At 51.0% G+C, this 26803-nt stretch carries 27 protein-coding genes and 1 pseudogene; 12 read left to right on the top strand and 16 right to left on the bottom strand.

Annotation, left to right across the window (positions count from 1 at the left end; translation table 11 throughout):
* Nucleotides 1-105: 105 nt before the first annotated feature.
* The 5 genes from B5E84_RS07310 to B5E84_RS07290 all read right to left on the bottom strand — a co-directional run bounded on the left by B5E84_RS07310 (nucleotide 106) and on the right by B5E84_RS07290 (nucleotide 5805).
* Nucleotides 106-1431: an amidohydrolase gene (locus B5E84_RS07310; RefSeq protein WP_087221275.1), complete on the bottom strand. Its 1326-nt coding sequence runs from the start codon at nucleotides 1429-1431 to the stop codon at nucleotides 106-108.
* 7 nt (nucleotides 1432-1438) lie between these two features.
* Entirely contained in the window at nucleotides 1439-2905 is a 1467-nt protein-coding gene (locus tag B5E84_RS07305; RefSeq protein WP_087221272.1) for a glycoside hydrolase family 1 protein, read from the bottom strand.
* Nucleotides 2902-4302, bottom strand: a complete 1401-nt coding sequence (locus B5E84_RS07300; RefSeq protein WP_087221269.1) for a PTS transporter subunit EIIC — start codon at nucleotides 4300-4302, stop codon at nucleotides 2902-2904. Before B5E84_RS07300 ends, B5E84_RS07305 begins: the two co-directional genes overlap by 4 nt.
* Nucleotides 4303-4509: 207 nt before the next feature.
* Nucleotides 4510-4977 carry a PTS sugar transporter subunit IIA gene (locus tag B5E84_RS07295; RefSeq protein WP_087221266.1) on the bottom strand — a complete coding sequence of 156 codons (468 nt, stop codon included), beginning with the start codon at nucleotides 4975-4977 and terminating at the stop codon, nucleotides 4510-4512.
* The gene (locus B5E84_RS07290; RefSeq protein ID WP_162612820.1) at nucleotides 4978-5805 is read right to left on the bottom strand and encodes a PRD domain-containing protein; all 828 of its coding nucleotides are present in this window, start codon (nucleotides 5803-5805) and stop codon (nucleotides 4978-4980) included.
* A 157-nt stretch (nucleotides 5806-5962) separates the two neighbouring features.
* Here B5E84_RS07290 and B5E84_RS20590 point away from each other — a divergent pair, with 157 nt between their 5' ends.
* On the top strand, nucleotides 5963-6121 hold the full coding sequence (locus tag B5E84_RS20590; protein ID WP_162612819.1) for a hypothetical protein: 159 nt from the start codon (nucleotides 5963-5965) through the stop codon (nucleotides 6119-6121).
* A gap of 152 nt (nucleotides 6122-6273) precedes the next feature.
* Here the strand turns inward: B5E84_RS20590 and brnQ are convergent, their stop codons facing one another.
* Nucleotides 6274-7470, bottom strand: coding sequence for a branched-chain amino acid transport system II carrier protein (gene brnQ, locus B5E84_RS07285; RefSeq protein WP_087221260.1), 1197 nt, complete (start codon nucleotides 7468-7470; stop codon nucleotides 6274-6276).
* Between the two features lie 216 nt (nucleotides 7471-7686).
* On the opposite strand from brnQ, the pseudogene B5E84_RS07280 reads away from it, so the two are divergent.
* The 7 genes and pseudogenes from B5E84_RS07280 to B5E84_RS07250 all read left to right on the top strand — a co-directional run.
* A pseudogene (locus B5E84_RS07280) lies at nucleotides 7687-8904 on the top strand (Na/Pi cotransporter family protein); the annotation flags it as partial.
* A gap of 292 nt (nucleotides 8905-9196) precedes the next feature.
* Nucleotides 9197-9802 carry a YgjV family protein gene (locus B5E84_RS07275; RefSeq protein WP_087221254.1) on the top strand — a complete coding sequence of 202 codons (606 nt, stop codon included), beginning with the start codon at nucleotides 9197-9199 and terminating at the stop codon, nucleotides 9800-9802.
* A gap of 203 nt (nucleotides 9803-10005) precedes the next feature.
* Nucleotides 10006-10773, top strand: a complete 768-nt coding sequence (locus B5E84_RS07270) for a Crp/Fnr family transcriptional regulator (protein ID WP_087221251.1) — start codon at nucleotides 10006-10008, stop codon at nucleotides 10771-10773.
* A gap of 284 nt (nucleotides 10774-11057) precedes the next feature.
* Complete coding sequence (locus tag B5E84_RS07265; protein ID WP_087221248.1) at nucleotides 11058-11879, top strand: purine-nucleoside phosphorylase; 822 nt, start codon at nucleotides 11058-11060, stop codon at nucleotides 11877-11879.
* 130 nt (nucleotides 11880-12009) lie between these two features.
* Nucleotides 12010-13011 (top strand): helix-turn-helix transcriptional regulator, encoded by a 1002-nt coding sequence (locus B5E84_RS07260; protein WP_087221245.1) that lies wholly within the window; start codon nucleotides 12010-12012, stop codon nucleotides 13009-13011.
* Between the two features lie 241 nt (nucleotides 13012-13252).
* The gene (locus B5E84_RS07255; RefSeq protein ID WP_087221242.1) at nucleotides 13253-13864 is read left to right on the top strand and encodes a hypothetical protein; all 612 of its coding nucleotides are present in this window, start codon (nucleotides 13253-13255) and stop codon (nucleotides 13862-13864) included.
* A gap of 24 nt (nucleotides 13865-13888) precedes the next feature.
* A complete protein-coding gene (locus tag B5E84_RS07250; protein ID WP_087221239.1) occupies nucleotides 13889-14215 on the top strand; it encodes an HIRAN domain-containing protein in 327 nt (108 codons plus the stop codon).
* Nucleotides 14216-14655: 440 nt separating this feature from the next.
* On the opposite strand, the gene B5E84_RS07245 is transcribed toward B5E84_RS07250, so the two are convergent.
* Together B5E84_RS07245 and B5E84_RS07240 are read right to left on the bottom strand one after the other, a co-directional pair.
* Nucleotides 14656-15717, bottom strand: a complete 1062-nt coding sequence (locus B5E84_RS07245) for a helix-turn-helix domain-containing protein (protein ID WP_087221236.1) — start codon at nucleotides 15715-15717, stop codon at nucleotides 14656-14658.
* 176 nt (nucleotides 15718-15893) lie between these two features.
* The gene (locus B5E84_RS07240) at nucleotides 15894-17267 is read right to left on the bottom strand and encodes an MATE family efflux transporter (protein WP_087221233.1); all 1374 of its coding nucleotides are present in this window, start codon (nucleotides 17265-17267) and stop codon (nucleotides 15894-15896) included.
* Between the two features lie 234 nt (nucleotides 17268-17501).
* Between B5E84_RS07240 and B5E84_RS07235 the strand changes: the two genes are divergently transcribed.
* Both B5E84_RS07235 and B5E84_RS07230 read left to right on the top strand, forming a co-directional pair.
* A complete protein-coding gene (locus B5E84_RS07235; protein WP_050005262.1) occupies nucleotides 17502-17720 on the top strand; it encodes a heavy-metal-associated domain-containing protein in 219 nt (72 codons plus the stop codon).
* Between the two features lie 63 nt (nucleotides 17721-17783).
* Nucleotides 17784-19649 (top strand): heavy metal translocating P-type ATPase, encoded by a 1866-nt coding sequence (locus tag B5E84_RS07230; RefSeq protein ID WP_087221230.1) that lies wholly within the window; start codon nucleotides 17784-17786, stop codon nucleotides 19647-19649.
* A 64-nt stretch (nucleotides 19650-19713) separates the two neighbouring features.
* On the opposite strand, the gene B5E84_RS07225 is transcribed toward B5E84_RS07230, so the two are convergent.
* Complete coding sequence (locus tag B5E84_RS07225) at nucleotides 19714-20076, bottom strand: ArsR/SmtB family transcription factor (protein WP_050005260.1); 363 nt, start codon at nucleotides 20074-20076, stop codon at nucleotides 19714-19716.
* Nucleotides 20077-20151: 75 nt separating this feature from the next.
* On the opposite strand from B5E84_RS07225, the gene B5E84_RS07220 reads away from it, so the two are divergent.
* The gene (locus B5E84_RS07220; RefSeq protein WP_087221228.1) at nucleotides 20152-20469 is read left to right on the top strand and encodes an ArsR/SmtB family transcription factor; all 318 of its coding nucleotides are present in this window, start codon (nucleotides 20152-20154) and stop codon (nucleotides 20467-20469) included.
* Nucleotides 20470-20517: 48 nt separating this feature from the next.
* Here the strand turns inward: B5E84_RS07220 and B5E84_RS07215 are convergent, their stop codons facing one another.
* The gene (locus B5E84_RS07215) at nucleotides 20518-21036 is read right to left on the bottom strand and encodes a nitroreductase family protein (RefSeq protein ID WP_087221225.1); all 519 of its coding nucleotides are present in this window, start codon (nucleotides 21034-21036) and stop codon (nucleotides 20518-20520) included.
* A gap of 145 nt (nucleotides 21037-21181) precedes the next feature.
* Between B5E84_RS07215 and B5E84_RS07210 the strand changes: the two genes are divergently transcribed.
* Nucleotides 21182-21535 (top strand): winged helix-turn-helix transcriptional regulator, encoded by a 354-nt coding sequence (locus tag B5E84_RS07210; RefSeq protein WP_087221222.1) that lies wholly within the window; start codon nucleotides 21182-21184, stop codon nucleotides 21533-21535.
* A 542-nt stretch (nucleotides 21536-22077) separates the two neighbouring features.
* Here the strand turns inward: B5E84_RS07210 and B5E84_RS07205 are convergent.
* From B5E84_RS07205 to B5E84_RS07175, 6 genes are all read right to left on the bottom strand, one after another.
* Nucleotides 22078-22353 carry a DUF2442 domain-containing protein gene (locus tag B5E84_RS07205; protein ID WP_087221219.1) on the bottom strand — a complete coding sequence of 92 codons (276 nt, stop codon included), beginning with the start codon at nucleotides 22351-22353 and terminating at the stop codon, nucleotides 22078-22080.
* A gap of 14 nt (nucleotides 22354-22367) precedes the next feature.
* Nucleotides 22368-22637 carry a DUF4160 domain-containing protein gene (locus B5E84_RS07200; protein WP_087221216.1) on the bottom strand — a complete coding sequence of 90 codons (270 nt, stop codon included), beginning with the start codon at nucleotides 22635-22637 and terminating at the stop codon, nucleotides 22368-22370.
* A gap of 276 nt (nucleotides 22638-22913) precedes the next feature.
* Nucleotides 22914-24125 carry a tyrosine-type recombinase/integrase gene (locus B5E84_RS07195; protein WP_002576318.1) on the bottom strand — a complete coding sequence of 404 codons (1212 nt, stop codon included), beginning with the start codon at nucleotides 24123-24125 and terminating at the stop codon, nucleotides 22914-22916.
* 145 nt (nucleotides 24126-24270) lie between these two features.
* On the bottom strand, nucleotides 24271-25482 hold the full coding sequence (locus B5E84_RS07190) for a tyrosine-type recombinase/integrase (protein WP_002576319.1): 1212 nt from the start codon (nucleotides 25480-25482) through the stop codon (nucleotides 24271-24273).
* Between the two features lie 84 nt (nucleotides 25483-25566).
* The gene (locus B5E84_RS07185) at nucleotides 25567-25797 is read right to left on the bottom strand and encodes a hypothetical protein (RefSeq protein WP_002576320.1); all 231 of its coding nucleotides are present in this window, start codon (nucleotides 25795-25797) and stop codon (nucleotides 25567-25569) included.
* A 476-nt stretch (nucleotides 25798-26273) separates the two neighbouring features.
* The gene (locus B5E84_RS07175) at nucleotides 26274-26744 is read right to left on the bottom strand and encodes an RNA polymerase subunit sigma-73 (protein WP_002576321.1); all 471 of its coding nucleotides are present in this window, start codon (nucleotides 26742-26744) and stop codon (nucleotides 26274-26276) included.
* Nucleotides 26745-26803: the final 59 nt, after the last annotated feature.

The raw sequence follows: 26803 nt of genomic DNA, 5'->3' as shown, positions 1-26803 counted from the left end.
GAAAATGATGCCGAAACAGGCCTGCGCTTTGCCGCCGGGGAAATGACGCGGCAAGCCATACCGCTTTCCACGTCATTCTGCCCAAAACGGCCCTCTTTCATCGCTCTACGGAAGAATTTTTTCAGAAAACAACGGATCAATGAACGCACAGTATTCCTGTACGCTGTGAAACATCGGTTTGTGGGCCGCTTTCACCTTTTTTGCCAGTTTTCCCTCATGCTCCAGCAGCCGGCAGGCAAAGACTGCCAGAAACAGAGCCGATACCTCATAGATTCTCCGGTCGGCGATGGCGTAATCCGCGGCATGATGGCTGCCCTTCATATAGTTTACATAAACCTGAACTACCGGGAGAATGGTATTCAAATCTCCCATATCCTCAGCCCCAGCCGTATCCGGCCCTGGGAGGCCGTGTCCCAGCCCCAGGATCTCATCTGCCACCTCCATGGCAATTTCATCCAGCTCCTTTGTGGGAATATAGGGCATATAGCCAGGCTGGGTTTTTATCAAAACTTGTCCGCCAAAAGCGTACGCCCCGGCCCCCATGGCCCGGTCAAACCGTTCTGCCGCCTCCAGCTCTGCCTCCATGCGGTTTGCCCGGCACTGGGCCTCCAGGCAGACCGTCTCCGGAATCGCGTTGCTGCTCTCTCCCCCGCGAGTGATGATGGCGTGCACCCGCGTTTTATCCTCATCCCGAAACGTCTCCCGCAGGCCATTTAAGGCGGTCAGAGCCGTATTAGCCATATACAGGGCATTGATCCCCTGATCGGGAAAGGCTGCCGCGTGGGCGGATTTTCCCTGGAAGGTGACGGTTTTGGACAGGAACCCGTTGTGACGTCCCACGGGACGGATGGTGCCGTCGCCCATGGCCCCGGAGTGGACGTTTAACACCAGATCCACCCCGTCAAAGGCCCCCCGGTACATGAGCTCTGGCTTTCCGCCCAGATAGTGCAGCCGCCCTTTTTTGATCTCCTCCAAGCGCCAGTCTGTCTCCAGGCATTCTTCCGCCGGGACGCCGAGAAACACTACCTTTCCTCCTGTTTTTTCCAGCACCCCGCTTTCCGCCAGTACCGTAAACGCCCCCATGGCCGCCGCCATCTGGATGGAGTGCCCGCAGGCGTGGGCAGCCCCTGTCACCGGGTCGTGATCGGGATGGCCAAAGCAAATCACCGAATCCATTTCTCCCATAATGCCGATCACCGGCCCCGGTTTTCCGGAGTCCAGCTCGGCGGTAAAGCCAGTAACTCCGGGAAAGGTTTTGCAGGAAATGCCGTGTGTTTTCAGCGCTTTCAGACAGTATTCCTGTGTCTTTTCCTCCCGGAAACCCGTTTCCGGATGGGCCCAGAGCCAGTCTCCGTTTGCCTCGATTTCCGGCAGCTGCCGCGCCAGCTCTCCGCGGAGTATTTCTAAAAGTCCTCTGTCGAAATTTTCCATATGTCCATCACCCTTCCAAACACTCGCCGTTCGTCTCGATCACTTTTTTGTACCAGTAAAAAGACTTCTTTCTATACCGGTCTAAGGTTCCCTCTCCCTTGTCATCACAGTCCACATAGACGAAACCGTAGCGCTTTTTAAATTCTCCCGTGCCCAGGCTGACAATGTCCATAGCGGACCAGGTGGTGTAGCCCAAAAGTTCCACACCGTCATCTATGGCCAGGCGCATTTCCTGGATGTGCCGCTTTAAATATTCAATCCGGTAATCGTCCTCCACCGTCAGGCCGCCGTCCGCTGTCCGGACGGGGTGATCCTCCGCTCCCAGGCCGTTTTCCACCACCATGAGGGGAACGTGATAGCGGTCGTAAAAGCAGTTTAAGCTGTAGCGAAGTCCCTTGGCGTCGATTCCCCAATTCCACTGGGTGATCTCCAGATAGGGATTTCTCACCCCTTTGGACATATTCCCCAGCAGCTCCTCTTTTGTCTCCTGCACCGTCAGGCAGTTGGAACCGTAATAGGAAAAACTCAGGAAATCCACGGTTCCTTCTTTTATCTCTTTTAAGTCGTCCGGCTCCATGGCCAGCCTGATCCCGTTCCGCTCAAAATACCGCTGCATATAGTAGGGATACTCTCCTTTGATCTGCACATCCGTGCAGAAATATCCCTGGATCTGGGTCTGTTCGTAGGCATAGAAAATGTCGTCCGGGCTGCAGGTGTACGGGTAGTAGAGGAAAGAGGTGACCATGGTACCAAACTGATAGGACGGGTCGATACTCTTTCCCAGCTTTACCGCGCGGGCGCTGGCCACAAACAGGTGATGGAGGGCCTGATACCGGTCCTGGGGCACGTCTACCTGGTTTCCGAAGTCTGTGGTACCTTCGTGGCAGATCCCTGCGTGGTGCCAGTTTCCCGTGGGTTTCGTCATGATGTTGATCTCGTTAAACATCAGCCAGTACCTCACCAGGCCGCGGTAGCGGGTAAACACAGCTTTGCAGTATTTCAGGAAATAGTCGATCAGTTTCCTGTCTTTCCAGCCGTTGCACTCCTTTGTAAATGCCAGGGGCATATCGTTGTGGCAGAGGGTGACCAGAGGCTCGATGCCGTGCTTTTTCAGCTCCCGGAACACGTCCTCATAGAAGGCCAGGCCGGCCTCGTTCGGCTCCGTCTCCTCTCCCGTGGGGAAAATCCTGGTACAGTTGATGGACATCCGGAACACCTTCAGGCCCATTTCCGCCATCAGGGCGATGTCCTCCTTATAGCGGTGGTAGAAATCCACGGCCCGGTGGGAGGGATAGCGGTATTTCTCCTCGTCCAGCTCCAGGGTGATCTTTCTCGCCTCCCCCAGGCTGCCCATGGTGATACAGTCCGCAATGCTGGGGCTTTTTCCGTCCAGATCCCATCCGCCCTCGCACTGGTTGGCCGCCGTGGCGGACCCCCAGAGGAACTCCTTCGGAAATGCTTTCAGTTGGCTCATCGCTCTCCTCCTTCTGCCCTTTCAGGCTTGTAAAGAATCATGGCTGATATAAAGGTCACCACCATTCCGATAGCAATGGCGATCATCATGTTGGGGAAATTGGACGGGTTTTCCCCGATAAACACCGGCAGGGTCAGCAAGCTGTAGCCGCCGTAGGCGTATCGCACCACGTGCATGATTCCAGCGTACAGGCCGCCACAGAAGTTGCCGATCATCACCGCCGCCAGAGGGGTTTTGTACTTTAACGTCACGCCGAACATGGCCGGCTCTGTGGTACCGCTGATCAGGGCCGTCACGCCGCAGGTGGTGGCAATGGATTTTAATTCTACGCTCTTGGCCTTCAGGGCCACTGCCAGACAGGCGATGCCCTGGTTCAGATTCGAGATGCCCTGGGGCACGCCCAGAAACGGCTCATATCCTACCGTAGCAAACTGCTCTGTGACAAAGGGAATCAGAGACGTGTGCATCCCCGTCATCACCAGCAGCGGGTGCAAACAGGCGATGATGGCGATTCCTAACGGCCCGATCACGCTGTAAACCCAAAGGATGGCCGACGTCAGATAGGTGCTGAGGAGAGACCCCAGGGGCGCGATCAGACAAAGCATCAGGGGCGCCATGATCAGCACAGTCAGCACCGGCTCCAGCACCGACCGGAGCACCTTTGGGGAATGTTTCGCGATGAAACGCTCCACGTAGCCACAAATCCACATAGTCATCACCATGGGGAATGCGGTAGAGGAGTACGTTTTTGCCAAAATCGGGATTCCGAAAACGGAAATCTCACTCCCCTCTCCCACCAGGGCCACAAAATTGGGGTGAACCAGGGCCGCTCCCAGCATCAGACCGATGGCGATGTTGGCGCCGAACTTCTGGGCGCCGGTGACGCCTACTGCCACCGGAAGGAAATAGAAAGCCGCGTCCGCCACAAAGTTTAAGGTGACGTAAGTGGGGTGATCTGCTCCCAAGATCTGAAACTGGCTCAAAAGCACCAGGATCACCTTGAGCATACCGGAACCTACCAGCATGGGAAGAAGGGGGGTAATGCAGCCGGAGATCCCGTCGATCACCGCGTTTAAGGAAAATTTCTTTTTCCCCGCCAGGTCCTTGTCCAGATTTTCCGCCACAGCGCTCTCCGCCTGCATTCCGTTCTGTTTGCAGATCAGCTTGTAAGCGTCGCTCACCTCCGTTCCGATGATCACCTGCAGCTGTTCTCCGGACCATTTGATCCCTACCACTTCCTTTAAGCCTTCGATGGCTTTTACATCCGCCCGATCCCGGTCCTTGAGATTAAACCTCAGCCGCGTCACACAGTGGGTGAAAAAAGAAATGTTGTCCCTTCCTCCCACCGCCGGGATGATGTGATCCGCCAGCTCCTGAAATTTTGATTCCTTAGCCATACCTGTTCCTCCATTTTTCTATTTTGTAATCAGCGGCGTGCACCTTCCGCTGTGTTACCCTGTATCTGCCCGCGTTTTCTCTCAAACAGCACAATACCCCCGCAGGGACAGACGGAGACGGGCAAGCAGCCGTCCTCCTTCCGGCTCTGTGCGGGGGTAAAGCCCTTGCGGTAACAATCCTCTCTTGCACAACCTTATCTATGGTTTTTATCCGTTTATCAGGATCTGACCGGCCCGCACCTGCTGTCCGTAGCAGTCCAGGACGACCTCCCTGTCGTATCCTTCCGTAAAAATCAGCATCGTCGTCAGATCATACCCCTGTTCCGTCAGACGCCTGCGGTCCACCTGGATGACGGGGGTCCCGGCCTTCACCTTTGCCCCCTGTTTTGCCAGCAGGGAGAAGCCATCCCCGTTTAAATTCACCGTGTCCAGGCCGATGTGGACCAGCACCTCCATTCCCGACGGCGCGGCGATGCCGAAAGCGTGTTTCGATTCCGGGATCATCACAATTTCCCCGGCCACAGGGGCGACTATCACGTCCCCGGAAGGGATCACCGCGAATCCATCCCCCAGCATTTTTGAGGAAAACACGCTGTCCTTCACCTCCCCCATGGGAATGCAGATGCCATCCACCGGCGCAGCCACTTCTTTCTTCTTTTTCAGAAACTCAAACATTTATCGTTCTTCCTCCCTCATACAGATTCTGTTAGTATAGATGATCAGATACATTTTCTCCTCCGGGGTCAACCGGCAGTCCAACACCCGATTTAGATACTCTACGATCTGCTGCACACATTTTTCCACTTCCTCCAGCGACTCCGACAACGTCTCCAGCAAAGCCATGTCCTCCCCTTGAAGAAGGGTATTCGACCTTCCACGCCGGATTAGATACCTCATGTGCATAGCAAAGCGGGAATAGGTAAAGCCAGAGCGGTCGATGGAAATATCAAAAAAGTCCTCGATGATCTCCACCACACGGCCGATGATAGCCTCGTCGTTTTCCTCCCGGTCCGTTTTCACCGCTCCCTCCGCGTTGGCGATATGCAGGGCGATGCAGGCTGCTTCCTCCTCTGGAAGGCGGACCTTTAACTCCCGCCGGATCAGTTCCAGGGCCCGGTAACCGATCATGACTTCCTTTTCCATCAGGCTTTTCACGTCGTAGAGAATGGGCAGTTTAATCTCCATATGTTTCCGGTGCCGCTCAATAGCAAAATGGATGTGATCCGCCAGAGTAAATACCACGTTGGAGCTGATAGGGCTGTCAATCAGGGTCCTGGCGTAATCCATCACCCGGATGGAAATGTCCAGGATCTGCTCCGGAATTTCATTGATCATCTGAATGTACATCTGATCCACATCGTAAAAGGTGCGGTCGATCTGACTTAGCTCAATCTCATAGGGGGGCCTTTTAAAACCCAGCCCTTTCCCAAATGCGATCACTTCCACGCCGGAATCCGTCAGACACAGCGATACATTGTTATTGATATTTTTAATCACCCTCATACTCTCACCCTTTATCCCGTCCTGGAAAATGACTGTGAAGTTTCCTCGTTTCTTTGAAATAGGAACCTGCGGGCCGCGTTGGCAGGAATTTCTATCCCTAAAAACCCTCATGAAAGCGTGTACGCAACAGCACGCATCCGCTGGAGGCTTTTGTATCATGGAAAATGCAGATTTCTACGATACAAAAGGACCATTTCCATACAATAAAAAAACTCCTCAAGGCACAGCAAAAACACATAGGAAATATGTTCCTGCAGGTAAAGCCTCAAAGAGTAACAATCCTGTCAATTTCTATAAACTTATAGTAAAAGTATAAGAGCTTTTGTCGATTTTGTCAATAGGAGATTTTCTAAGTTTCCTGGTTCCTTGGGCGTATTCTCCGTCCATTCTTCGGTTTTTTCGGCACAGAGGCCAGGGGGAGTGTCCCGACGGGCTTTCCTGGAAACTCCCCATTTTCCCCGGCTCCTCTCATCCCCCCATCATCCCCAAAACTCCGCTCCCCACGCTCCACACCGCCACGACCGTCACCACGATCCGGTACAGCAGGCGGTTTTCCTTCAATTTCCCCGGCAGAAATGCCAGCACGATCAGCGCGATGGCCACGGGATAGATCATGGACAGGGCCGGGGCGGAGACCCGGATGATGGCGTCCAGTCCGGCATTGGACACCACCAGGCTCACCGCCGCGAACAGCCCCAGCCATCCGCGGTAGCCAAGTCTGGGAAATGCCTGGCTGAAATACTCGCTGCAGCAGGACAGCAGGCCGGTGCACACGTTCAGGCAGGCGATAAAAAAGATCAGCGCGATGATCACCGTCCCCGCCGTGCCGAAAAGGCGGTGCACCACCAGGGTCAGCACATCCGCCCCGTTGGTCACCGGCTGGCCCAGGCCGGAGGCGGCCACGCCCACGTAGGCCAGGCAGCTGTATACCGCGGCCAGAAGGACGCCGGCGATTCCGCCGGCCTTGATGGTTTCTCTGGCCACGTCCCCGTCCCGTTTTACCCCCATACCCTGGATATTCATGGCGATCACGATGCCGAAATTCAGGGCCGCGATGGTATCCATGGTCTGATACCCCTCCACAAACCCCTTTACCGCCGCCAGGCGCTCATACCCGGCTGTGGGCGCCGCGGCTGCCGTCTGATCCCCGAACAGGCAGCCCGCAAAAATCACCGCGATCAGCGCCAGCAGGGCCGGTGTCATAATTTTCCCCAGCATATCCTTCAGCCGGTCCGGACGCAGGGCAAAGAGAAATGCCAGCGCAAAAAACAGCAGGGAGTAGACCGCCATCACCAACGGTCTTGACACCGTCCCGACAGCTCCTAAAAAGGGGGCCGCCGCCATTTCAAAAGACGTGCTGGCCGTCCTGGGGATCGCCAGCCCCGGCCCGATCATCACGTAGATCAGCAGGGTAAATACTGACGCAAACACCGGATGCACCCGCCCCGCCAGCCGGTCCAGGCCGCCGCACTTAGCCACCGCCGCCACTCCTAAAATAGGAAGCCCCACGGCGCTGATCAAAAGCCCCGCCATGGCGGGAACCGCGGACGTACCCGCCTGGATTCCCACTAAAGGGGGAAAAATCAGATTCCCCGCCCCGAAAAACATGGAAAACAGGGTAAACCCAATGAGCACCCGTTCCTTTCTCTCCAGTTCCTTCTTCATGTTCTGTGTCCTCCTTCATCAGCCTGTCATATTCCGTCAAAAATGTGGGATTGTTCCACTATATCATGGGGTTTTGCGGCCTGTAAAGAGGGATTGTTAAATCTATGTAAAATCTGCGTTAAATGAAGGAAAACTCTATTGTTCTTCTTAAAAATTTCTTTTACAATACGCTCCAGGAACCTAAAAACCGTTTATAAGAAAATGAAGGGGATTACTATGCAAACATCAGACTTTTTGAACCTGTTGGGCGGCCTTGCCCTTTTCCTGTACGGAATGCAGATGATGAGCAACGGTCTAGAGGCTGCTGCCGGGAATCGGATGCAGAAAATTCTGGAACGCCTCACTGCCAACCGTTTCATCGGCGTGTTGGTAGGTGCCGGAATCACCGCCCTGATCCAGTCCTCCTCCGCCACCACCGTCATGGTCGTCGGTTTTGTAAACTCCGGCATGATGACGCTGCGGCAGGCTGTGTGGATCATCATGGGCGCCAACATCGGAACCACCATCACCGGACAGCTCATTGCCCTGGACGTAGGCGCCATCGCGCCTCTCATGGCTTTCCTGGGCGTGGCTATCGCTATGTTTATCAAAAATAAGCAGGTACAGCATTACGGCCACATTTTAGCCGGACTGGGCATCCTGTTTATCGGAATGGACTTTATGAGCGCGGCTATGATGCCGCTGCGGGACTCTCCTGCCTTTGTAGAGCTGATCACCAACTTCTCCAACCCGCTGATCGGCATTACGGCAGGCGCCCTTTTCACTGCCCTGATCCAGTCCTCCTCCGCCTCTGTGGGAATCTTGCAGGCTCTGGCTGTCAGCGGCGTGATCGGACTGCCCACCGCGGTGTACGTGCTGTTTGGACAGAATATCGGAACCTGTATCACCGCCATTCTGGCCTCCATCGGCACCAGCCGCAGTGCAAAGAGGACTACCATCATCCACCTGATGTTCAATATCATCGGAACCACGATTTTTACCTTCGCCTGCATGACGACTCCCCTGACCACCCTGGTCAGCTCCTGGACGCCTTCCAACCCGGCCGCCCAGATCGCCAATATGCACACCCTCTTTAACGTGGTGACCACCATCCTGCTGATCCCCTTCGGGACTCAGCTTGCCGGACTGGCGGTGCGCATCCTTCCGGAGCACCCGTCGGAGAAGGCCGAGGGTTTCCGTTTAAAGTATATCAACGTGATTCCGGAGGCCCGCTCCCGGGAAAGCCATCTGGGCACCTCCGCCATCGCCATCCATAATATTGGAAATGAGCTGAGCCGCATGGCCGGAATGGTATCTGAAAACATCCGGGAGAGCTTTGATTCCGTCCAGAGCGGAACCACCCAGAACCTGTCCTCCGTGACGAAACGGGAGGAATACGTAGACTACCTGAATAAGGAAATTTCCAGCTACATCTCCTCCTTCATGGGCCAACAGGCTCTGGCGTCGATCTGACGGGATTGAATATTATATGGGAAATGACAGGAGCCAGATCCGGCAGAGGGATCCGGCTCCTGTTTTTTGCGACCTGTCCGCAAAATCCCGGAGCTAGACCTGCCGTCCCAGACAAATACCGTCTCTCCACAGTCACACTCTTTCTCCCTCATTCCGCCTGACAATTCTGTCCAAAAAAGGCCATATGTCCTTTTTTTACCCGCCGCCCTGTGCTACCATGTCCTTATAACAACCCGTCACATCCAGATAAAAGGAATGAAAGGAGCCACGATTTATGAACCTTCACTTGCTGATTGAACTGTTCGGATACCTGGGATCTGTCCTGGTGGTGATCTCCATGCTGATGACCTCCGTCATGAAACTGAGAATCATCAATACCATCGGCAGCACGATCTTTGCCACCTACGCGTTGATCATTCACTCCTACCCCACTGCTTTGATGAATTTCTGCCTCGTTCTCATCAACCTCTACAACATGAGAAAGCTGTCTGTCAACGGCCAGACCTACACCACCGTCGAGCTGAAACCAGACGACGCCTTCCTCCAATTTTTCATCAGCCACTACCGGGAGGACATTTTAAAATACTTTCCCGACTTTACAGGAGCTGGCTCCGCTGACCGGGTTTTCCTGACCCTGTGCGGAGATTCCCCCGCAGGCGTCTCCATCGGACACTACGCCGGGGAAACGGCCATGCACCTCAGCCTGGATTACTCCACCCCCATGTACCGGGACTGCTCTGTGGCGTCCCACCTGTATCAGGACTTAAAGAACATGGGGATCCAGGAGCTGATCGGAGACCGAAACGTCAAAGAGCACACCGAGTATCTAAAGAAAATGGGGTATCGGGACGACGGCGGCGTATTCCGGAAAACCCTGTGATCATCCTCTGAAATTTCCTGTGACAAAAGGCTGATAAAAGCCTTATAAAAACAGGCAGACCTGTTTCCTTTCCCTCATAAATACGGTATAATAACGAATAACTTACGGATCCGTTTTCCGCGGTCCGCAACCTGCCCGATCCCGTACCGGCCGCCGTCCGGCATGGGATCGGGCCCGTGATTTGTGAAAGGGAGAAATGGGAAATGAGCATTGACTTTATCAGCTATCTTCCGAAAAAAGAGCAGGAACGAATGGAGCGGCTGTTTCACGGCTGCCCACAGGATGTGCTGGACAGCCTGGAAGTAATCAAAGTGCCGAAAGGGAAATCCATCATCCGCTCCGGCACTCCCTGTCTTTACATCTACATCATCCTCCGGGGACGGGCCCAAGGCATGGAAATGCACCTGGAGGAAAAGGTATATATTTTTCGCAGCTTTACCTCCGGCCGGATCCTGGGAGAGCTGGAGTGTTTCCTGGACCAGCCGCTCTACTCCGCCACCATCCAGGCCGTCACCTTGTGCACCCTCGCCAGGATCCCCATAAACCTCTGGCGTTCCTGGATCAGGCAGGACTCCGGCATCCTCTACAGCCGCGCCCAGAACATCATCGGAGAGCTGACCCGCCAGCTGAAAGACGGACGCCAATACCTGTTTCTCAGCTGCTATGACCGAATGATTCTTTTTTTGCTGGAGCTGTTCCAAACGGATGACAGCCCCGATGGATTCGTGCTGAAAAAGACACGGCCTGAATTAGCGGAGCTCCTCGGTTTCTGCATTAAGACCGTAAACCGCACCATTTCCCAATTACAGGAGGACGGCCTGCTCTCTGTCCGCCAGGGAAAGATCCGCCTTTCCCCAAAACAGGCGAAACAGATGCAGGAATACTGCGACCAGCACTTCCTGTCCGAAAATGCGTTCCCCATAAAAGCCCCATCCGGCTCACGGCCCCGGGGCCAGTCTCCTTCCGGCTGAATCCTCCGCCCGGTTTTGCCTGGCGTCTGCCGCCGGCTCATAAAAGGACTTTCCGATCTGTCCTTTTATGGGCCGGTCTTTTTTTTGAAATCCCTTCTGTCCCTTATATCCGCCCATCCCGCCCGCCGCAGGGCACATTTCCAGTTTTTATTCTTTGGGTCTTTATTCTTTTTCTGCAAAATCGGGACATATGTCCTTTTTTTTAGCCGCCTCAGGATTCATACTGGAATTACAAAAACAAGGGGTATGGAAACAGCTCCCCGCGCAATGAAAGGAGAAATCATATGTTTTACAACCAAGTTCTTGACTCTGCTGCATTTATCCGCACAAAATGCAGCCAAACCCCGACCGTGGGAATCATCCTCGGAAGCGGACTGGGCGATTTCGCGGAAACCATCGAACAGCCGACGGTCATCCCCTATCATGAAATCCCTAATTTCCCCCAGTCTCACGTGGCAGGCCACGCTGGAAATCTGGTGATCGGCACCGTAGGCGGCCAGGTTATCTGCGCCATGCAGGGACGTTTCCACTATTATGAGGGCTTTACCCTTCGGGAAGTGACCTATCCGCTGTACGTGATGAAACTGTTAGGCGTGGAAAGCCTGATTGTGACCAACGCCTGCGGCGCCATCAATCCCAGCTTTCAGCCGGGAGACTTAGTCCTGTTAAACGACTACATCAATACGGTGGGCCTCAATCCTCTCACCGGCCCCAATGACGAGCGCTTTGGCCCCCGTTTCCCCGACGTTTCCGCCCCCTATTCTCCCGCGCTCCGCGCCAAGGCAGACGCGGCGGCCAAAAAGCTGGGCATTTCCTATCAGGAAGGTGTTTATGCCTGGTTCGGCGGCCCCTGCTATGAAACCGCCGCTGAGATCCGGGCCTTCGCCGCTATGGGCGCAGACGCGGTGGGAATGTCCACCGTACCGGAAACCATCGTAGCCAACTACCTGGGCATGGGGGTTTTAGGAATTGCCTGCATCACCAATATGGCTACCGGCATCGCCAAGGTGCCCCACACCCACGAACAGGTTGTAAAAATCGCCAATGAAGCCAGCGACCGTCTCTGCGGCTGGGTCAAGGAAATCCTTGCTGGCTGGGCGAAATAGCGAAGAAACAGAAACCACGATATAGCGAAAGCTTTCTATCCTCCGGTTTCATGTAAAATTTCCTCTCCCACCTTTCTCTCTTTCTCTGCTATAATATCCCATAGACAAGGGAAAACGGGAGGAACGCGCCATGGCAAAGGGAAACAATCAAAAGCTGAAACTGCTTTTTCTGACAAAAATCTTCATGGAGGAAACGGATGACAGCCACGGGCTCACCGCGCAGGAGATCATCGACCGCCTGGCCGCCCGGGGCGTCAGCGCGGATCGAAAAACTCTCTATTCTGATTTCGAGGAGCTGCGCTGTTTCGGCCTGGACATCATCGGGGAAAAATGCGGAAAAACCTACCTCTACCGCATCGCCTCCCGCACCTTTGAGCTGGCGGAACTGAAACTCCTGGTGGACTCCGTCCAGGCCGCCAAATTCATCACGGAAAAGAAATCCGCCGCCCTCATCAAAAAGCTGGAATCCCTGGTGAGCGTGCACGAGGCCAAACAGCTCCAGCGCCAGGTTTTAATCAGCGGCCGGGTCAAAACCATGAACGAGAGCATTTACTACAACGTGGACAAGATCCACACCGCCATCCACACCAATTCCCAGATCCGTTTCCAGTATTTCCAGTGGAATGCGGACAAGCAGCAGGAGCTACGCCACAACGGGGCCTGGTATTACGTCAGCCCCTGGCATCTGGTGTGGGACGACGAATACTACTACCTGGTGGGCTACGACGGCGAGAGCCGGATCTTAAAGCACTACCGCATTGACAAAATGCTGCGGATCACCGTCACCGGCCAGCCGCGGGAGGGAAAAGAGCTCCTCTCCGGCTTTGACGTGGCCGCCTACTCCAAATCCCTGTTTGGGATGTTCGGCGGAGAGAAGGTCTCCGTCACCCTGCGCGCGGAAAACCGGTTCGCCGGAATCCTCATCGACCGGTTCGGCAAGGAACTGCGGATCAAAAAAGAGGAGGACGGCCATTTCCGCACTACGGTGGAGGTGGTGTTAAGCGATATGTTTTTGAGCTGGATCATCGGGCTGGGCGGCGGCATCCAGATCATCGCCCCCGACCGGGCCGTCTCTAAAATGAAGGAAATCGCCGGCAGGCTCACCGCCCAATACTGCGGCGGCGACAACTGAACACTGTGCTATGCCTCTTAGGCTCCGGACCTGCGCCGGGGCCTTTTTGTGTTATAAACACAAAAGCCTCTTGGCAGGAGGCGCACTCCGCGCAAAGGAAGATGGCTACTAATCGCAGAGGCGCTCCGGCGGAAGGCTCTGCCACGCATATTTTTCACATTTAGTGGGAGTTTTTTCGGACAGGAAATCTGCTAGACTGGGATCATACCAGAAACATAATCCTCACAGAAAGGAGTTCCAAATGAGAGCGATGATCATTCTTCCCGGCCGAACCATTTACCACGAACAATGCTGCTGGCATCTGCGGCGTAGCCAGCAAAAAAACTGGATCCGGATGTCGCCGAAACAGGCGGAGGGCTGCGGCTTCCGGGCCTGCAAATGCTGCGGCACCACCCGGTTCCACCTGACCTCCGAGCCAAAGGCCCTGAACCGGTTTGTCCAGGGCAAGCATATGGAATACAAGCTCCTGGGAAACACGGTATACGTGAAAACGGAAATCAGCTGCTGGAGCATCCGCTATCTCCCGCGGAAATTCATCTACTCCATCTACCACCGAAACGCCTCCCCGGAGCCTGTAAACTTCGCCCATCCGGAGCTGGAGCGCTATCACTGTCAGGCGGACAAGCGGGACGCCCACACTTTGGAGGCCTGTTTCCAGTACATCCACAGCCATGACGCCTACCGCAAATCGGAGCTGGAATGCGGAGGAGACATCCGCCGGATGAACATAAGCCCCAAATACCGGCAGCAGTTGATGCGGAAAGAAAGGCGGCGGCAGCACCGTCGCATCAACGCCCTGTTTGCCGCCCTGGAGAGGGAACATCCGAAATACGCGGCCCTCGCCTGCTGCTGACAAAAAAAGAAAGGAGTATTCCCTATGGCAAAGCTTTATTTTACACTGACCGGCACCAGACACTACTTCGGAGATGAGTTTCTCCAGCCTGGCATGGAAGTTTTCTTAAAAAAGGAGCCGGAAAATCCCTACGATTCTGAGGCCATCCAGGTAAGAGTCCCTGGTCTCGGCACCATCGGCTACGTGGCCAACAGCCCCCACACCGTCCTCGGCGAAAGTTTCAGCGCCGGCCGCCTCTACGACCGCATCGGCGACAATGCCGCGGGAACAGTGGTCTACCGCCTCCCAAAGGGCGTCCTGTGCCGGGTTTCCAGGAAAAGCGTGATTTATACGCCGCCCGGGGAGAAATGAGGCAGAACGAGAAATGCTGGAGTTTTGTCTTCCTTTTTCCCGTGCGCGGCCCTTTTTCCCGCCCCATGGCCTGTACAGCAGAAAGACGGTTTCAGCCCGTTTTCCTGCGCGTATGCCCGTATCTCGCGCATAATGACAGAAAGCTTTCGCAAATTTACTGTGCAGACCTGCTCCAGGTAATTTAACAGACAGTGTCTGGCATTTTCACAGGAAATGCAAAAAGTGCCCTTCGGTTAACCTATTTAGTCACCACTTGGCCCTCATTTTATCCCTTTTTTGCCGTTTAATCACTTGGTAGCCACTAAAAATTGGGTGAAAATCGGTCTCGTTGCCTCAAACCATATCAAACTATATCAACCTTTCGGGATATAAATAATCGTATCAATAGTCTCCTGTACGACGGCTTTTTTCCTCTGCCGTCGCACAGCAAATATTATTATTTAGTTTTGGAGTACAGTTCCATCACTGGCATTTTGTTTGCGATATTCAGCCGGTGAGATTTTCAATACGTCACGGAACGCTGTGGCAAATTTACTCTGGTTTTCATATCCAACCTGATTCGCAATTTCTGCTATGGTGGCCTGTGTCTGCCTCAATAAAATTGCAGCCTGCCTAATGCGGTATTCCTTCATATAAGTTCCAATAGGCTGTCCATAAATCCCTTTAAAGGTATCCTTTAAGGTTGTAGTGTTTATCAAATATTCCTTAGAAAGATCTTCAATGGTTGGCCGCTCCTGAAGATTGGATGTCAGCCTTTTGTGGATTGTCTTGATAATCTCCACTTGTGGAGAAGTGTATAGCTCTCTCTGTTTCTCTTGGGACACATCCACCATACACAAAAACAAAAGCAGTTCCTGTACCTTTAATCGAAAATATGGTTTCTGTAAACAATCCGGCACAGAATAAAGTTCTGAAAATATATGTTCAATCTCATCCTTCGCTCGCATGATAAAGCAGTTTCCACCAGAACAAAACTTATCTTTGAATTGCAAAATATCTATGCCACTGTCAGAGAGAATTTCAGGCGGATTTTTCACTACCACAGACAGATTGATAACAACGGAAATCCCCCGATAATGCTTTAATGGAAACGACATTTCCGCCGCACAATTATCCATGGTATGGATTGACAGGTCGCCTTCTCCGAGATAAAGACAAGAACCGCTTGCTAAGCGACATCCCTCACGGCCTTCCCGGCAATGATTGATCTCCAATATATTTTTATCAATGTTCCCATCCCAATAGCAGCTCGTTGCCTCAAAGTCATTATAAATAAGCTGTATTCCGGGATAGACCTGATAGACCGTCATAAGTCCAAGGCCATCCGCACAATCCATTTTATAGACGGTACAATAGCCGTCGTTATCTTCCGGAATGACTGCGGATAACCCCGTTGATGAAAGTGGGGTATGCTCCATAACTGTCCTTTCCGCTATATTTTTATTGTTTATCTGTTGTGCCAGGGTTCTCCTGGCATCTTTTATTATATGGTTTTTTCCCATATTGCACCGCTCCAATCAGCAGGATTTGAAATCCAAATAGAACCCACTTTGCATTATAGTACGTCATGGCTAACTGTGCAAATGGAAAAGCCGTAAGCGCGGAGTCATCCGGCTTTCATGATTCGTGTTGTGTTATAGCCTACGGTTCCGTCACAGAGATACACAGCCGCCCCTCCTTACCGCAAAGCCTGCAAAGTGCGCGGCATTTTACGAAATTCAGACGCCATCATCGCAATCGTGATTACAACCAGAACCGCATCTGTCAGAGCAATCGCCAACCATACGCCGCAAATGCCCAGGCCGCCGATCATCGGCAAGAGGACACACAGCGGAATAAAGAGGATAATCTGGCGGAACAGCACCAGCCATGTGGCTTTATTCGCCTTACCCAAGGACTGGAACAGTGTGACCGCAATCAGAAAACTTCCCTGTAAAATGTAGGTACTGAACATAATGCGGAAATTCGTTACTCCTGACGCTGCCACCCCCGGCGTTGTAATGAACATAGAAAGCACCTGCTCCGGGAGCAGCTCGGCGGGAATCCAGAACAGCAGGGACAGAACGGTAGCCGCAGCAATGAATACTTTGGTCAGCAGCTTTACACGGTCATAATCCTTTGCTCCGTAGTTCGTACCGGCCGCAGGCTGGAATCCCTGACTGATTCCCCACAGAGGGACAAAGGAGAAATTCCAGAACCGCAGGGCGGCTCCCAAAAGGATCTGCGAAGTCTCTCCACCATAGTTGGCAGCTACACGGTAAATCACGGTCTGCTGAACAAGGGTCAAAACCTGCATCAACAGAGCAGAGATGCCAACCGCAAGCACCTGACGGAGAATCGGCCCATCAATACGGATACTGCCTATTTTTACATTTGGACTTTTCTTTTTGAAATACCACACAGTAATCGCAGCCTGGACAAACTGGGACAGCACAGTAGCATAAGCAGCAGCCTCAATCCCCATCCCATAAGGATTCAAAATGGAAATAAAAATGGGGTCAAGGATAATGTTCAGGATAGCACCGCTGGCGATGATGAACATTGCTTTTTTGAGCTGGCCTTCTCCTCGGATTACCATGTTTGCGCTTTGGAAGAAGTTGACCAGCAGAGAACCAGCAAATATAATCCGCAGATACTTTTCGGCGTAGTTCAGAATATTGTCACTGGCTCCGGCCAGAGATAAAAGCTGACGGGTAAAAACCATGCCGATGACCGTGTAAATCACAGACAGGATCACAACAGCGGCAACCAGATTGCCCATGATCTTCTTTACCGTATCGTTGTCCTTTTTGCCAATGGCTCTCGATAAAACTGAGGCGGAACCCACTCCCAACATAGCTGCGGAACCGGCGTTGATCAGGGTAAACGGATAGGAAACCGATACGGCTCCCATCTGAATATCCCCAACCATCTGTCCGACAAAGATGGAATCCATCATGTTATAGAGGCCCACAACGACCATGCCGAGGACCGCAGGGATGCTCAGCTCCAGCATCAGCGAGAAGGGGCGCTGTGTAAGCAGCTTTGTTCTTGTATCCAGTGATTGTTTCATCACGTTACCTCCCATTTGATATTAGCCACGTCTAACCATAAAAAGTATATAAAATTGCGGGGCGTTTGTACGCTCCAAACCGCAGTATTTCAAATCCAATCAGCAGAACCCTTTCCCCATCCATTGACTTTAAGCCGTTGTGTAAATATACTGTGCCCGTAACAGTTAAATGAATGTTTAATTGTTCGGCCATGTCAAACCAACCAAATACTAAAAGGAAAGGGGGTCTTTGTGATGAAAAAGACCATTAAGCTGATCGACCTTGACTGCGGCCACTGTGCCGCCAAGATTCAGAAAGCCGTACAGAAAATCGACGGCGTAAATGACGTGGAAGTGAACTTCCTGAGCCAGAAGATGGTTCTGGATGCTCCGGATGACCGCTTCGACGCAATTCTGGCTGAGGCCAAGGCGCTTATCAAAAAGATTGAGCCGGATGTGACGGTCAAGGCGTAAGAAAAGCTGAACACCGGCTGCCAGAAACGGCAGCCGGTGTTTGACTGAAAGGAGATGTTTATTATGACACGAAAACAAAAGCGCCTGCTTTTCCGCATTATCATTGCGGCAGTGCTGTTCGCTGCCGGCAGTCTGCTCACACTTGATCCGACTGCGGAAATGGCAGTATTTCTGGTCTGCTATGTTGTAATCGGCTGGGATATTGTCTGGAAGGCTCTCACCAATATCCTGCATGGACAGGTATTCGATGAAAACTTTCTGATGACGATTGCCACTATTGGCGCACTGATCTTAGGAGAACACTCTGAGGGCGTAGCCGTTATGCTGTTCTATCAGGTAGGGGAATGGTTCCAGTCCTATGCGGTTTCCAAATCCAGAAAATCCATTGCAAGCCTGATGGACATTCGCCCTGACTATGCAAATGTAGAACGGAATGGAAAACTTGAACAGGTCGATCCTGAAGAAGTAAACATCGGGGACACGATTGTAGTAAAGCCTGGTGAACGGGTGCCGCTGGATGGTAGGATCATCAAAGGCACGTCCGCTTTGGATACATCTGCTCTCACCGGCGAATCCATGCCCCGTGACGTGGAACCTGGGATGGAAGTAATCAGCGGGTGCATCAACCAGACAGGCATCCTGACCATTCAGACCACTAAAAAGTATAGGGAATCCACGGTTGCAAAAATTTTGGACCTTGTGGAGAATGCCAGCGACAAAAAAGGAAAAACAGAAAACTTTATCAGCCGTTTTGCCCGCTACTACACCCCGATTGTTGTCTTTGCAGCGATTGCCCTTGCAGTTCTGCCGCCTCTTGTCACTGGACAGCCATTCACAGTCTGGATTTACCGGGCGCTGACCTTCCTGGTGATTTCCTGCCCCTGCGCTCTGGTTATCTCTATTCCGCTTAGTTTCTTTGGCGGCATCGGCGGTGCATCCAAAATCGGTGTCCTTGTCAAAGGCAGTAACTATTTGGAATCGCTGGCCCATACAGAGGTAGTGGTATTCGATAAAACCGGCACCTTGACAAAGGGTTCTTTTGCGGTCAGCCAGATCAATGCAGTAAGTATGAAAGAGGCACAGCTTTTGGAGCTGGCGGCTTATGCCGAGGACTACTCCAACCATCCGATCTCACTCTCCATAAAAAAAGCGTATGGCAAGAAGATCGACCACAGCCGCATTAGTGATGTGCAGGAAATTGCCGGTCACGGCGTCCGCGCTGTCATAGATGGGAAAACAATTCTCGCTGGCAACGCAAAACTGATGGATAAAGAAGGAATTGCCTATATCCCCTCGAATGCCATTGGTACAGTCATCTATCTGGCCTGCAACGGAAAATATGCTGGTTACATTGTCATTGAAGATGAAATCAAGGCAGATGCTCCGTCTGCAATCAAAGCGTTAAAGGAAGTCGGCGTCAGGAAAACCGTCATGCTCACCGGCGATGCAGATGCCGTCGGAAAGAAAGTGGCGCAAAAGCTGGGGCTGGATCAGGCATATACCGAATTGCTCCCGGCGGACAAAGTTGACCGTGTAGAAATGATGCTCCGGCAGACCACCGAAAAGGGGAAACTGGTGTTTGTTGGCGATGGAATCAACGATGCGCCTGTGCTTGCTCGTGCGGATGTAGGTATTGCCATGGGCGGTCTTGGCTCCGATGCAGCGATTGAGGCTGCGGACGTGGTTTTGATGACAGATGAACCCTCGAAGATCTCCGCAGTTGTCCAGATTGCCAGAAAGACAATCCGTATCGCAAATGAGAATATCGTGTTTGCTCTCGGCGTCAAGATTTTAGTTTTGATTTTGGGAGCTACTGGATACGCAAATATGTGGGCAGCCGTTTTTGCAGATGTTGGCGTATCGGTCATCGCTATTCTAAATGCGATTCGAGCGATGCGGGTAAAGAAATTCCTCCCCGCGACACGTTGACAGATAAGCAGGGATATAAAAATGCGCCGCTGTCCATTGTGGAAACAGCGGCGCATTTCACTTATCAATCAGTCGGACAAGATATTTCAAACAAGGCATCAACGGTTTTATGGAGAAGTTTTGCAGGGCCTGTGTTGGATAAAGTATAGTAGACTTCCTTTCCCTCCCTGCGGCTGGTAATCAGACCGCTGCTTTTCAGATTTTTCAAGTGGTGGGAAATGGCCGGTGCGCTCATTTGTACCGCTGCCGCTAAATTGCAGACACATTCCTCACTGTGGCACAACAGCCACAGGAGCCTCAGGCGTGACGGATCACTCAACTGCTGAAAAAGGATCGCTATATCCCGGAAGTTTTCTTCCGCAGGCATTTTATCTAAAACTTTATCAATGTCTTGTCCATGATTATGGGGCAAATGGTAGTGCGACATATCGGCCGCCTCCTTTCCAAAAATAGAATACCCGCAAATAGTACAGCTGTCAAATACGAAAGATTGGAGGTCACTATGGAGCAACGGCAAAAATCATGCGTACTTATACCTGACGCAGCGGACATAGATCGGTTATCTGAGCTGCACAAAGCAATGGGCGATTTCACTCGCATGAAAATCCTATGGGCACTTATGGGCCGGGAATATTGCGTGAATGAACTGGCCACGCAAATGAATATGTCCGAATCCGCAGTTTCCCATCAACTGAAAATTCTAAAATTTGCAAAGCTGGTTTCCCCACATAAAGTCGGGAAAAATGTATTCTACGCTTTATGCGACGAACATATCAAGTGGATTTTAGAAGAAACCTATGCCCATATCTCTGAAAGATAAAGAGGCGCAGCCCTGTGAAAAAGGGTTGCGCCTCGGTACGGCGATTGTTTACAGCATATCGTAGGAAACCAGTTTATCCATAGGAATGCGCTGAGCGGCAAAGCGGTTCGGATCGCCCTCGCCCTCGGCGGAGTAGCCGATAGCAAGGATATTGATCGGCTCCAGATTGGCAGGCAGATGAAATGCCTTGCTCAGAACGTCCGGCTTAAAGTAGCATACCCAAACACTCCCCAGGCCCAGTTCCGTTGCCTGGAGCATCATGTGGTCCGTCAGGATAGAGGCGTCAATGTCGCCAGTCTGCTTTTTGTCAAAGGGCCGCACCCATGCCTTGTTGTGGTCTGCACACACGATAATTGCCAGCGGCGCTCCATAAACCTCGGCGGCCTCGCCCACTTTCGCAAGGGCCTCATCACTCTGGGCAACAATCAGATGAACCGGCTGAAGATTAGCTGCCGTCGGAGCAACGTGCGCGGCCTCCAAAATCTTGGCCAGCTTTTCAGGCTCCACCTTCTGATTGGTATAGCTCCGAACAGAGAAACGCTTTTTAGCGATTTCAAGTAATTCCATAGTTATAACATCCTTTCTGTGTGTTCTATATGTCAAATCAACCATCGACTATATTGTAGCACCGCAAATTTTTTTCACAAGAATGTACTTTCCGGGAAGATAGTACCCAAAAGGAAAGTGCTCTTTCGTCAAGGGAGGTACGAATATGCAAGCAGAAAACTTTAGTTGCCCTGTGGAGGCGACGTTATCCTTGATCGGTGGTAAATATAAGCCACTCATCTTATGGCATCTTATCGAACAGCCACTTCACTACATGGAGCTTCAGCGGCTCATTCCAAAGGCCACAGCGAAGATGCTTTCGCAGCAGCTCCGGGATCTCCAGCAACACGGAAAGGTTTCCAGAGAAGTAATACCGGAAAATCCTCCAAAGACAATCTATTCTTTAACACCCTTTGGGAAAAGCATTGTCCCCGTTTTGGAGGTTATGTGTAATTGGGGAACCAGTTATCTGGACGGACTGGATGCGAAACTCCCTTGCTGCCCATCCATGAGAAAATAAAGAATCCGGCACAGCAGATGCAGACGCATTAAGCTGTGTCGGATTTCTTTTTCTGTTCCCGGATAACCTCCCCCGAAAATGCAAAAAGCGCCCAGTAAGAATGCCGGGCGCTCAGCGATCAATTTATTTTCCTTTGTTTGGATCAGGTCAAATTCAGACGAAACACGTTGAATAAAAATGCACCCTGCCGGAGCCAAAAACACGCGCCTTGAGAGGGCTGAAATCGCCTGAAAATTGTCCTACTTTTTAGCCCATTCCCCCTGTCTGGGGATGGTTGTCCTATGTTTAGCCCATAAAAAACGGGTTAAAACGTGTTTCGTTCGGCCAAATCCCGTCAAACTATATCAGCCTTTCCGGGTATAAGAATTCCCCGGAAACCCTTGATTTTCCGGGGTTCTTGAACCATTTTGATATATCCCGCCAGCAGATTATCTCTTGGAGAACTCCAAACACCGTAAATACAGTGGTTATAAGCGGTTTGTCAGTTACGTGTTAGTTATACATATACGTTCAGATCTACATATACTGCCCCAAGCCATATATTACGCAATCATTTCCACCGCCATCGGTAATTCATACAGCATATCCGGGTCAATATCCAAGCACATTGTATTATCCCAATTCTTATGAATATCCCATGCAAGCGTATCGTTCATCACCGTGCAGGTATCCATAAAAACATCTATATCTTTCAGCGGATAAAATACTTCTTTCTCAATCATCCGTGACATATCATAATGTACAATTTTGCCATCTTCAAAGTATACATATACAGAATAATCCTTCATTGGTATCACCTGTACTACCCTCGGAAACATACTGTCACCTCCTGCTATACTAACGGATTAATTCGATTTAACGGCTTACCATCTTTTGACAGTTCCCAATTCTGCATCAGTTCGTCCTGATGTAAAACACACCAAGCTAATATTAACTTTAATTGTCTTGAGGGGAAAGCACCCTTTATCACTCTCGCTCCTTCGATTTCAACAATTACCCTATTTCCATTATATTCTGCATGAAAATGCGGGGGATTATGGGGATTATGGTCATCATAATACATTATCACCCTAATTCCATAAAATAGTGATATTTCCGGCATTTTTCCTCCTTCTTTATTTCATCAGTCATATATGTTCTCTTTCTATAGATAAAGTATGCCACAATTATTTTATCAAAAAAACCCCACAAACATAACGTCTGTGGGGTTTGATATTGCAGTATGCAATTGATTATCTCTTGGAGAACTGCGGAGCGCGACGGGCTGCCTTTAAGCCGTATTTCAATCGTCTGAGCGATGATTTTCCTTGATATTCCGGGCTTTTTTGAGCCTCGGCCCCTCGGTTGTCCTATTCCTTAACCAAAAAACAGGCCACTTTTACGAGGGGACAGCTTGATGAAATGCAGAATTTACTACATCGAATAGCTGTTCTGGTTTATTATACTTTACTCTTGCATAGATGTCCATAGTTGTCTTGCTGTTCTCATGTCCGGCAAGGTACTGGACCGTCTTGGGGTCAACACCTGCATACAGAAGATTGGTGATGTAGGTATGCCGCAGCAGGTGCGGTGTCACATCGAAGTCCAGGCTATACACAATGTTGGGATTGTTTTTCTGATGTCCTCCCAGACTCGGCTGAACAGTGTACTTGATGCTCTGTCCGTTCACATACTTATAATAGGTACGCTCCTTGGTAGACCGAACAACGATGTACTGCCAGACACGTTTGAACTGCGAATATGACAAGGGCTGTCCCTCACTATCGGCAATCACATATTCCGATTTGGAGGCAGCCTTGGCTTCCCGCAGACAATTCACAAGGCATTTGGGAATGGGAATATCCCTTCTTGCTGCTTTCGTCTTAAGCGTTGTAGAGATAACCGGTCTGTTATGCTCTGATCGCCATGCGCGCCGCACAGAGATATATGGAGTGGGTGCATCGAGGAACACACAATCCCATTGCAAGGCGAGAGCTTCTTCTCGGCGCAGACCGGCATATAAGCCGATCATGGTAAACAGATACGGCGGAAGTCCTTTGACGGTTTCCAGCAGCACTTCCACCTGCTGGTCTGTCAGCGAATCTTTCTTTTGGGTCGGTTTCCCTCCTTTTGCCGAAATCCCCTCACACGGATTGTATTCCAGCAACTGGCTCCGCTCTGCCGAGTAAAAAATGCACTTGAGGAGCATATTCACCGTATTGTGCAGGCTCTCGGACTTATTGGACAATGGGATCAGCGCCAGACGAATATCATCCGCTGTTACTTCCTCCATATACATATCTCCCAAAGGCTTGATAATGTAGTTCTTCATATTGGAGGCGTAGCCCTTCAGTGTAGCCGGCGACACTTTTGCGGATTGCATCAACAGCCACTTCTCACAATACTCGGCCACAGTAGGATGCTCCCGGTGGAAGATGATCTCCGCTACCTGGCGTCTCGCCTCCTGCTCTTTATCGTACAGTTCCTCGCAGGTAGTCCCATACAAGCTCACCTGCTTGCCGTCTGCGTCCAGAATCCGGGTTCTGTAATACAGGACACCCTTTCGTGTGACGGTTCCATATTGAGGTATGTTTTTTTTCTTCTTTGCCATAATTAATTTCCTTTCTCGCGTGGTGATGTATCTACACCTCCTTTTTATCAGAGATTTCAAATTGAATCAAAGATACGGCCAAGGAAAAACTAAGAGCGAGACATCCTTGTCTCGCTCTTACTTCATTTTCTGAATTGTTCGGAACTTACACAGCGTCCCATAAGTCAAAGGCACAGCCCATTGCTTTGACAAGATCATCCGGCCTGTTGTATTTGACCTTTGCGTAAATGTCCATCGTGATTTTGCTGCTTTCATGGCCCGCCAAATATTGTACCGTTTTGGGGTCCACCGAAGAATGAATCAGATTGGTGATGTAGGTGTGCCGCAGCTGATGCGGTGTCACTTCAAAATCCAGGCTATATACCACATGGCCGTTATTCCTGGCTTTTTCTCCAAGTTTCGGGTAAAGCATATATTTTACATACTTTCCGTCCACAAGTTTTCTGGCCATTCTCGGCTTTGCAGTCCGCGTCACAATATACTGCCACAGCCGCTTAAACTGTGTATAGGATAGCGGATCACCGTCCCGATTGGCAATCACATAATCCGAAGTGGATTTTTTCTTTGCATCTTTCAGACATTCAACCAGACAGACCGGGAGAGGAATGTTTCTTTGTGCCGCTTTGGTCTTTAGCTCGGTAAGAATGACCGGCCTGTTATGTTCTGTGTGCCATGCCCGCCGTACCGTTAAGTACGGAGCCTCTGCATCCAGATACACAGAATCCCATTGCAGCGCCAGGATTTCTTCCCGGCGCAGACCGGCATATAAACCGATCATCACAAATACATAGGGCGGCAAATCCCGGATCGTGTCCAAAAGCCGCTCAACCTGTTCATCCGTCAATGCCTGTCTTTCTTCCTGGGGAACTCCTCCCTTTGCATCCAGGTATATGGTCGGGTCCTCGTCAATCACATGGCTCTCCTTGGCCGCCCGGAAAATGGACTTGCAGAGAATCACCACAGACTTATAAACCGAAGCCGACTTCTTGGAAACAGGTACGAGGGCAAGTTGGATGTCATCCAGGGATACATCAGCCATTCTCTTGTCTCCCAGCCCTCCAATAATGTGCCGCCGCACCTTAGAGGTATAATCTGTCAAGGTGGTGGCCCGAACATGGACGGACTGCATCAGCAGCCACTTCTCACAGTACTCAGCAACCGTAGGCGATCTTCGACGAAACGTAGTACTGTCAATCTGCTCTAACGCCTCCAGTTCCTTGTCATAAAGCTTTTCGGGCGTCTTTGCATAAAGCGCCACTCTGTTTCCATCCGAATCTTCGACTCTGGTTCTATAATATTCAATGCCGTTAAGCACGACCGTACCATATTGAGGAATTGCCCTTTTTCTTTTTGCCAATTCCGTCACCTCCTAAGAATAATGTCCAGCGCTGTACCTTTGTTTTATCAGACATATTAGGTTCCAGCAAGGATACGGAACAGCTCAAGCTCGGACACTTCGCAGCTTGCGGTATGTAGCGCTTTTTTCCACTGGCTTTGCACGATGGGTGCATTTTGCGATATACTCCTGAAGGCCAGCATCTGTAAAGTACACGCAACCATTTTGCACATACTGAACATAGGAAATTAGCCCACTGTTTCGAGCTGCATCCAAAGTGGCAATGCTAATCCCCAGTAATTTGGCAGCCTCTTTCCGCGAAATCAATTTTTCCATAGGTGGTCCCCCTTTCTGTCAAAGATGTGGTTGTTGCTTTCAAAATCACATGAATGCGCTGGCAACCGAAGCTGCCAGCGCATGGTATCTGACTTTGAAAAATTTACTCGCCACATTTGCCACGCACCCCTGGCGATGGGGACATTCCGGTCTCCGCTGGCGCGGCTGTCATAACTCCACAGCGTCGTTTTACTCGTGCGCCGCAGAGTTCCCCCCAAGTCTTTAGGAGGCCGTGAGGAAGTATCTTTAACCCCTATGCAGTCATCGCGCCCTGAAATGCCACTTTCGGGTATCAGGCTGACGTGGATCGCTCGGAACAGTCCTATTCATCACCTCCTGGGGCTGTCCATCTTCGCGGCGTGCCTGATTCGCTCGTACATAGGTTATGTACCGGAAATGCCGTCTATGAAATTGTCAAGCTCCACATTGGGAGAATGTTCTTCCCTCAATGGGTAGGCACTGATACGCTTCATTTGTTAAGTGTTATTCAAAAATTTTTTTATTTTTTTAAATCTTTGTGCAACAGCACTTCTGGAACAATGCCAAAGACGTGCTACATCAATTTGACGATAACCATCCACAAAAAGTAATGTCAATAGCTCCAAATCTTTCTTCGACAGCTTCTTCAATCTCAACAGTAGTTGTTCGTTTTCCACCGAAGCCAACCATCCATATCGCGTTTGATCAATCTTATCAACATCCCATTGATAAGATAACGATGCAAACTTTCGGAACAGCTGTGATTGACCACATACTTCATCATATTGTTCACAAGGTATTGGTTGCGTATGGTTTTGAAAAACCCTTTGACTGCAAAACCATGCCCAGTCATATTCTTTCATGGCAGCAATCTGTTCTTCGCTCATCCCTGCATCACAATACTCAACTTCTAAACGCTTCCATCTACTATCAAACTTCTTTTTCTCATATCCATAATTAAATCCCATTATTAACCTCCTGTAGATTCAATTTGCAAAATTCACCATGCAAACTAAAATCAGGAGGA

The sequence above is a fragment of the Lachnoclostridium sp. An14 genome, assembly GCF_002160755.1.
Classification (GTDB): Bacteria; Bacillota; Clostridia; order Lachnospirales; family Lachnospiraceae; genus Lachnoclostridium_A.
This window is presented reverse-complemented; position numbering and strand designations above follow the sequence as displayed.

Excerpts from the sequence above, each read along its gene's own strand:
- B5E84_RS07240 (WP_087221233.1), bottom strand. The coding sequence starts at position 17,267 with ATGAAACAATCACTGGATACAAGAACAAAGCTGCTTACACAGCGCCCC.
- B5E84_RS07305 (WP_087221272.1), bottom strand. The coding sequence starts at position 2,905 with ATGAGCCAACTGAAAGCATTTCCGAAGGAGTTCCTCTGGGGGTCCGCC.
- B5E84_RS07310 (WP_087221275.1), bottom strand. The coding sequence starts at position 1,431 with ATGGAAAATTTCGACAGAGGACTTTTAGAAATACTCCGCGGAGAGCTG.
- B5E84_RS07220 (WP_087221228.1), top strand. The coding sequence starts at position 20,152 with ATGGAGCAACGGCAAAAATCATGCGTACTTATACCTGACGCAGCGGAC.
- B5E84_RS07215 (WP_087221225.1), bottom strand. The coding sequence starts at position 21,036 with ATGGAATTACTTGAAATCGCTAAAAAGCGTTTCTCTGTTCGGAGCTAT.
- B5E84_RS07300 (WP_087221269.1), bottom strand. The coding sequence starts at position 4,302 with ATGGCTAAGGAATCAAAATTTCAGGAGCTGGCGGATCACATCATCCCG.
- B5E84_RS07185 (WP_002576320.1), bottom strand. The coding sequence starts at position 25,797 with ATGGAAAAATTGATTTCGCGGAAAGAGGCTGCCAAATTACTGGGGATT.
- B5E84_RS07175 (WP_002576321.1), bottom strand. The coding sequence starts at position 26,744 with ATGGGATTTAATTATGGATATGAGAAAAAGAAGTTTGATAGTAGATGG.
- B5E84_RS07275 (WP_087221254.1), top strand. The coding sequence starts at position 9,197 with ATGAACCTTCACTTGCTGATTGAACTGTTCGGATACCTGGGATCTGTC.
- B5E84_RS07250 (WP_087221239.1), top strand. The coding sequence starts at position 13,889 with ATGGCAAAGCTTTATTTTACACTGACCGGCACCAGACACTACTTCGGA.
- B5E84_RS07270 (WP_087221251.1), top strand. The coding sequence starts at position 10,006 with ATGAGCATTGACTTTATCAGCTATCTTCCGAAAAAAGAGCAGGAACGA.
- B5E84_RS07245 (WP_087221236.1), bottom strand. The coding sequence starts at position 15,717 with ATGGGAAAAAACCATATAATAAAAGATGCCAGGAGAACCCTGGCACAA.
- B5E84_RS07290 (WP_162612820.1), bottom strand. The coding sequence starts at position 5,805 with ATGAGGGTGATTAAAAATATCAATAACAATGTATCGCTGTGTCTGACG.
- B5E84_RS07225 (WP_050005260.1), bottom strand. The coding sequence starts at position 20,076 with ATGTCGCACTACCATTTGCCCCATAATCATGGACAAGACATTGATAAA.
- B5E84_RS07295 (WP_087221266.1), bottom strand. The coding sequence starts at position 4,977 with ATGTTTGAGTTTCTGAAAAAGAAGAAAGAAGTGGCTGCGCCGGTGGAT.
- B5E84_RS07265 (WP_087221248.1), top strand. The coding sequence starts at position 11,058 with ATGTTTTACAACCAAGTTCTTGACTCTGCTGCATTTATCCGCACAAAA.
- B5E84_RS07200 (WP_087221216.1), bottom strand. The coding sequence starts at position 22,637 with ATGCCGGAAATATCACTATTTTATGGAATTAGGGTGATAATGTATTAT.
- B5E84_RS07235 (WP_050005262.1), top strand. The coding sequence starts at position 17,502 with ATGAAAAAGACCATTAAGCTGATCGACCTTGACTGCGGCCACTGTGCC.
- B5E84_RS07205 (WP_087221219.1), bottom strand. The coding sequence starts at position 22,353 with ATGTTTCCGAGGGTAGTACAGGTGATACCAATGAAGGATTATTCTGTA.
- B5E84_RS07210 (WP_087221222.1), top strand. The coding sequence starts at position 21,182 with ATGCAAGCAGAAAACTTTAGTTGCCCTGTGGAGGCGACGTTATCCTTG.
- B5E84_RS07230 (WP_087221230.1), top strand. The coding sequence starts at position 17,784 with ATGACACGAAAACAAAAGCGCCTGCTTTTCCGCATTATCATTGCGGCA.
- B5E84_RS07255 (WP_087221242.1), top strand. The coding sequence starts at position 13,253 with ATGAGAGCGATGATCATTCTTCCCGGCCGAACCATTTACCACGAACAA.
- B5E84_RS20590 (WP_162612819.1), top strand. The coding sequence starts at position 5,963 with ATGGAAAATGCAGATTTCTACGATACAAAAGGACCATTTCCATACAAT.
- B5E84_RS07195 (WP_002576318.1), bottom strand. The coding sequence starts at position 24,125 with ATGGCAAAGAAGAAAAAAAACATACCTCAATATGGAACCGTCACACGA.
- brnQ (WP_087221260.1), bottom strand. The coding sequence starts at position 7,470 with ATGAAGAAGGAACTGGAGAGAAAGGAACGGGTGCTCATTGGGTTTACC.
- B5E84_RS07260 (WP_087221245.1), top strand. The coding sequence starts at position 12,010 with ATGGCAAAGGGAAACAATCAAAAGCTGAAACTGCTTTTTCTGACAAAA.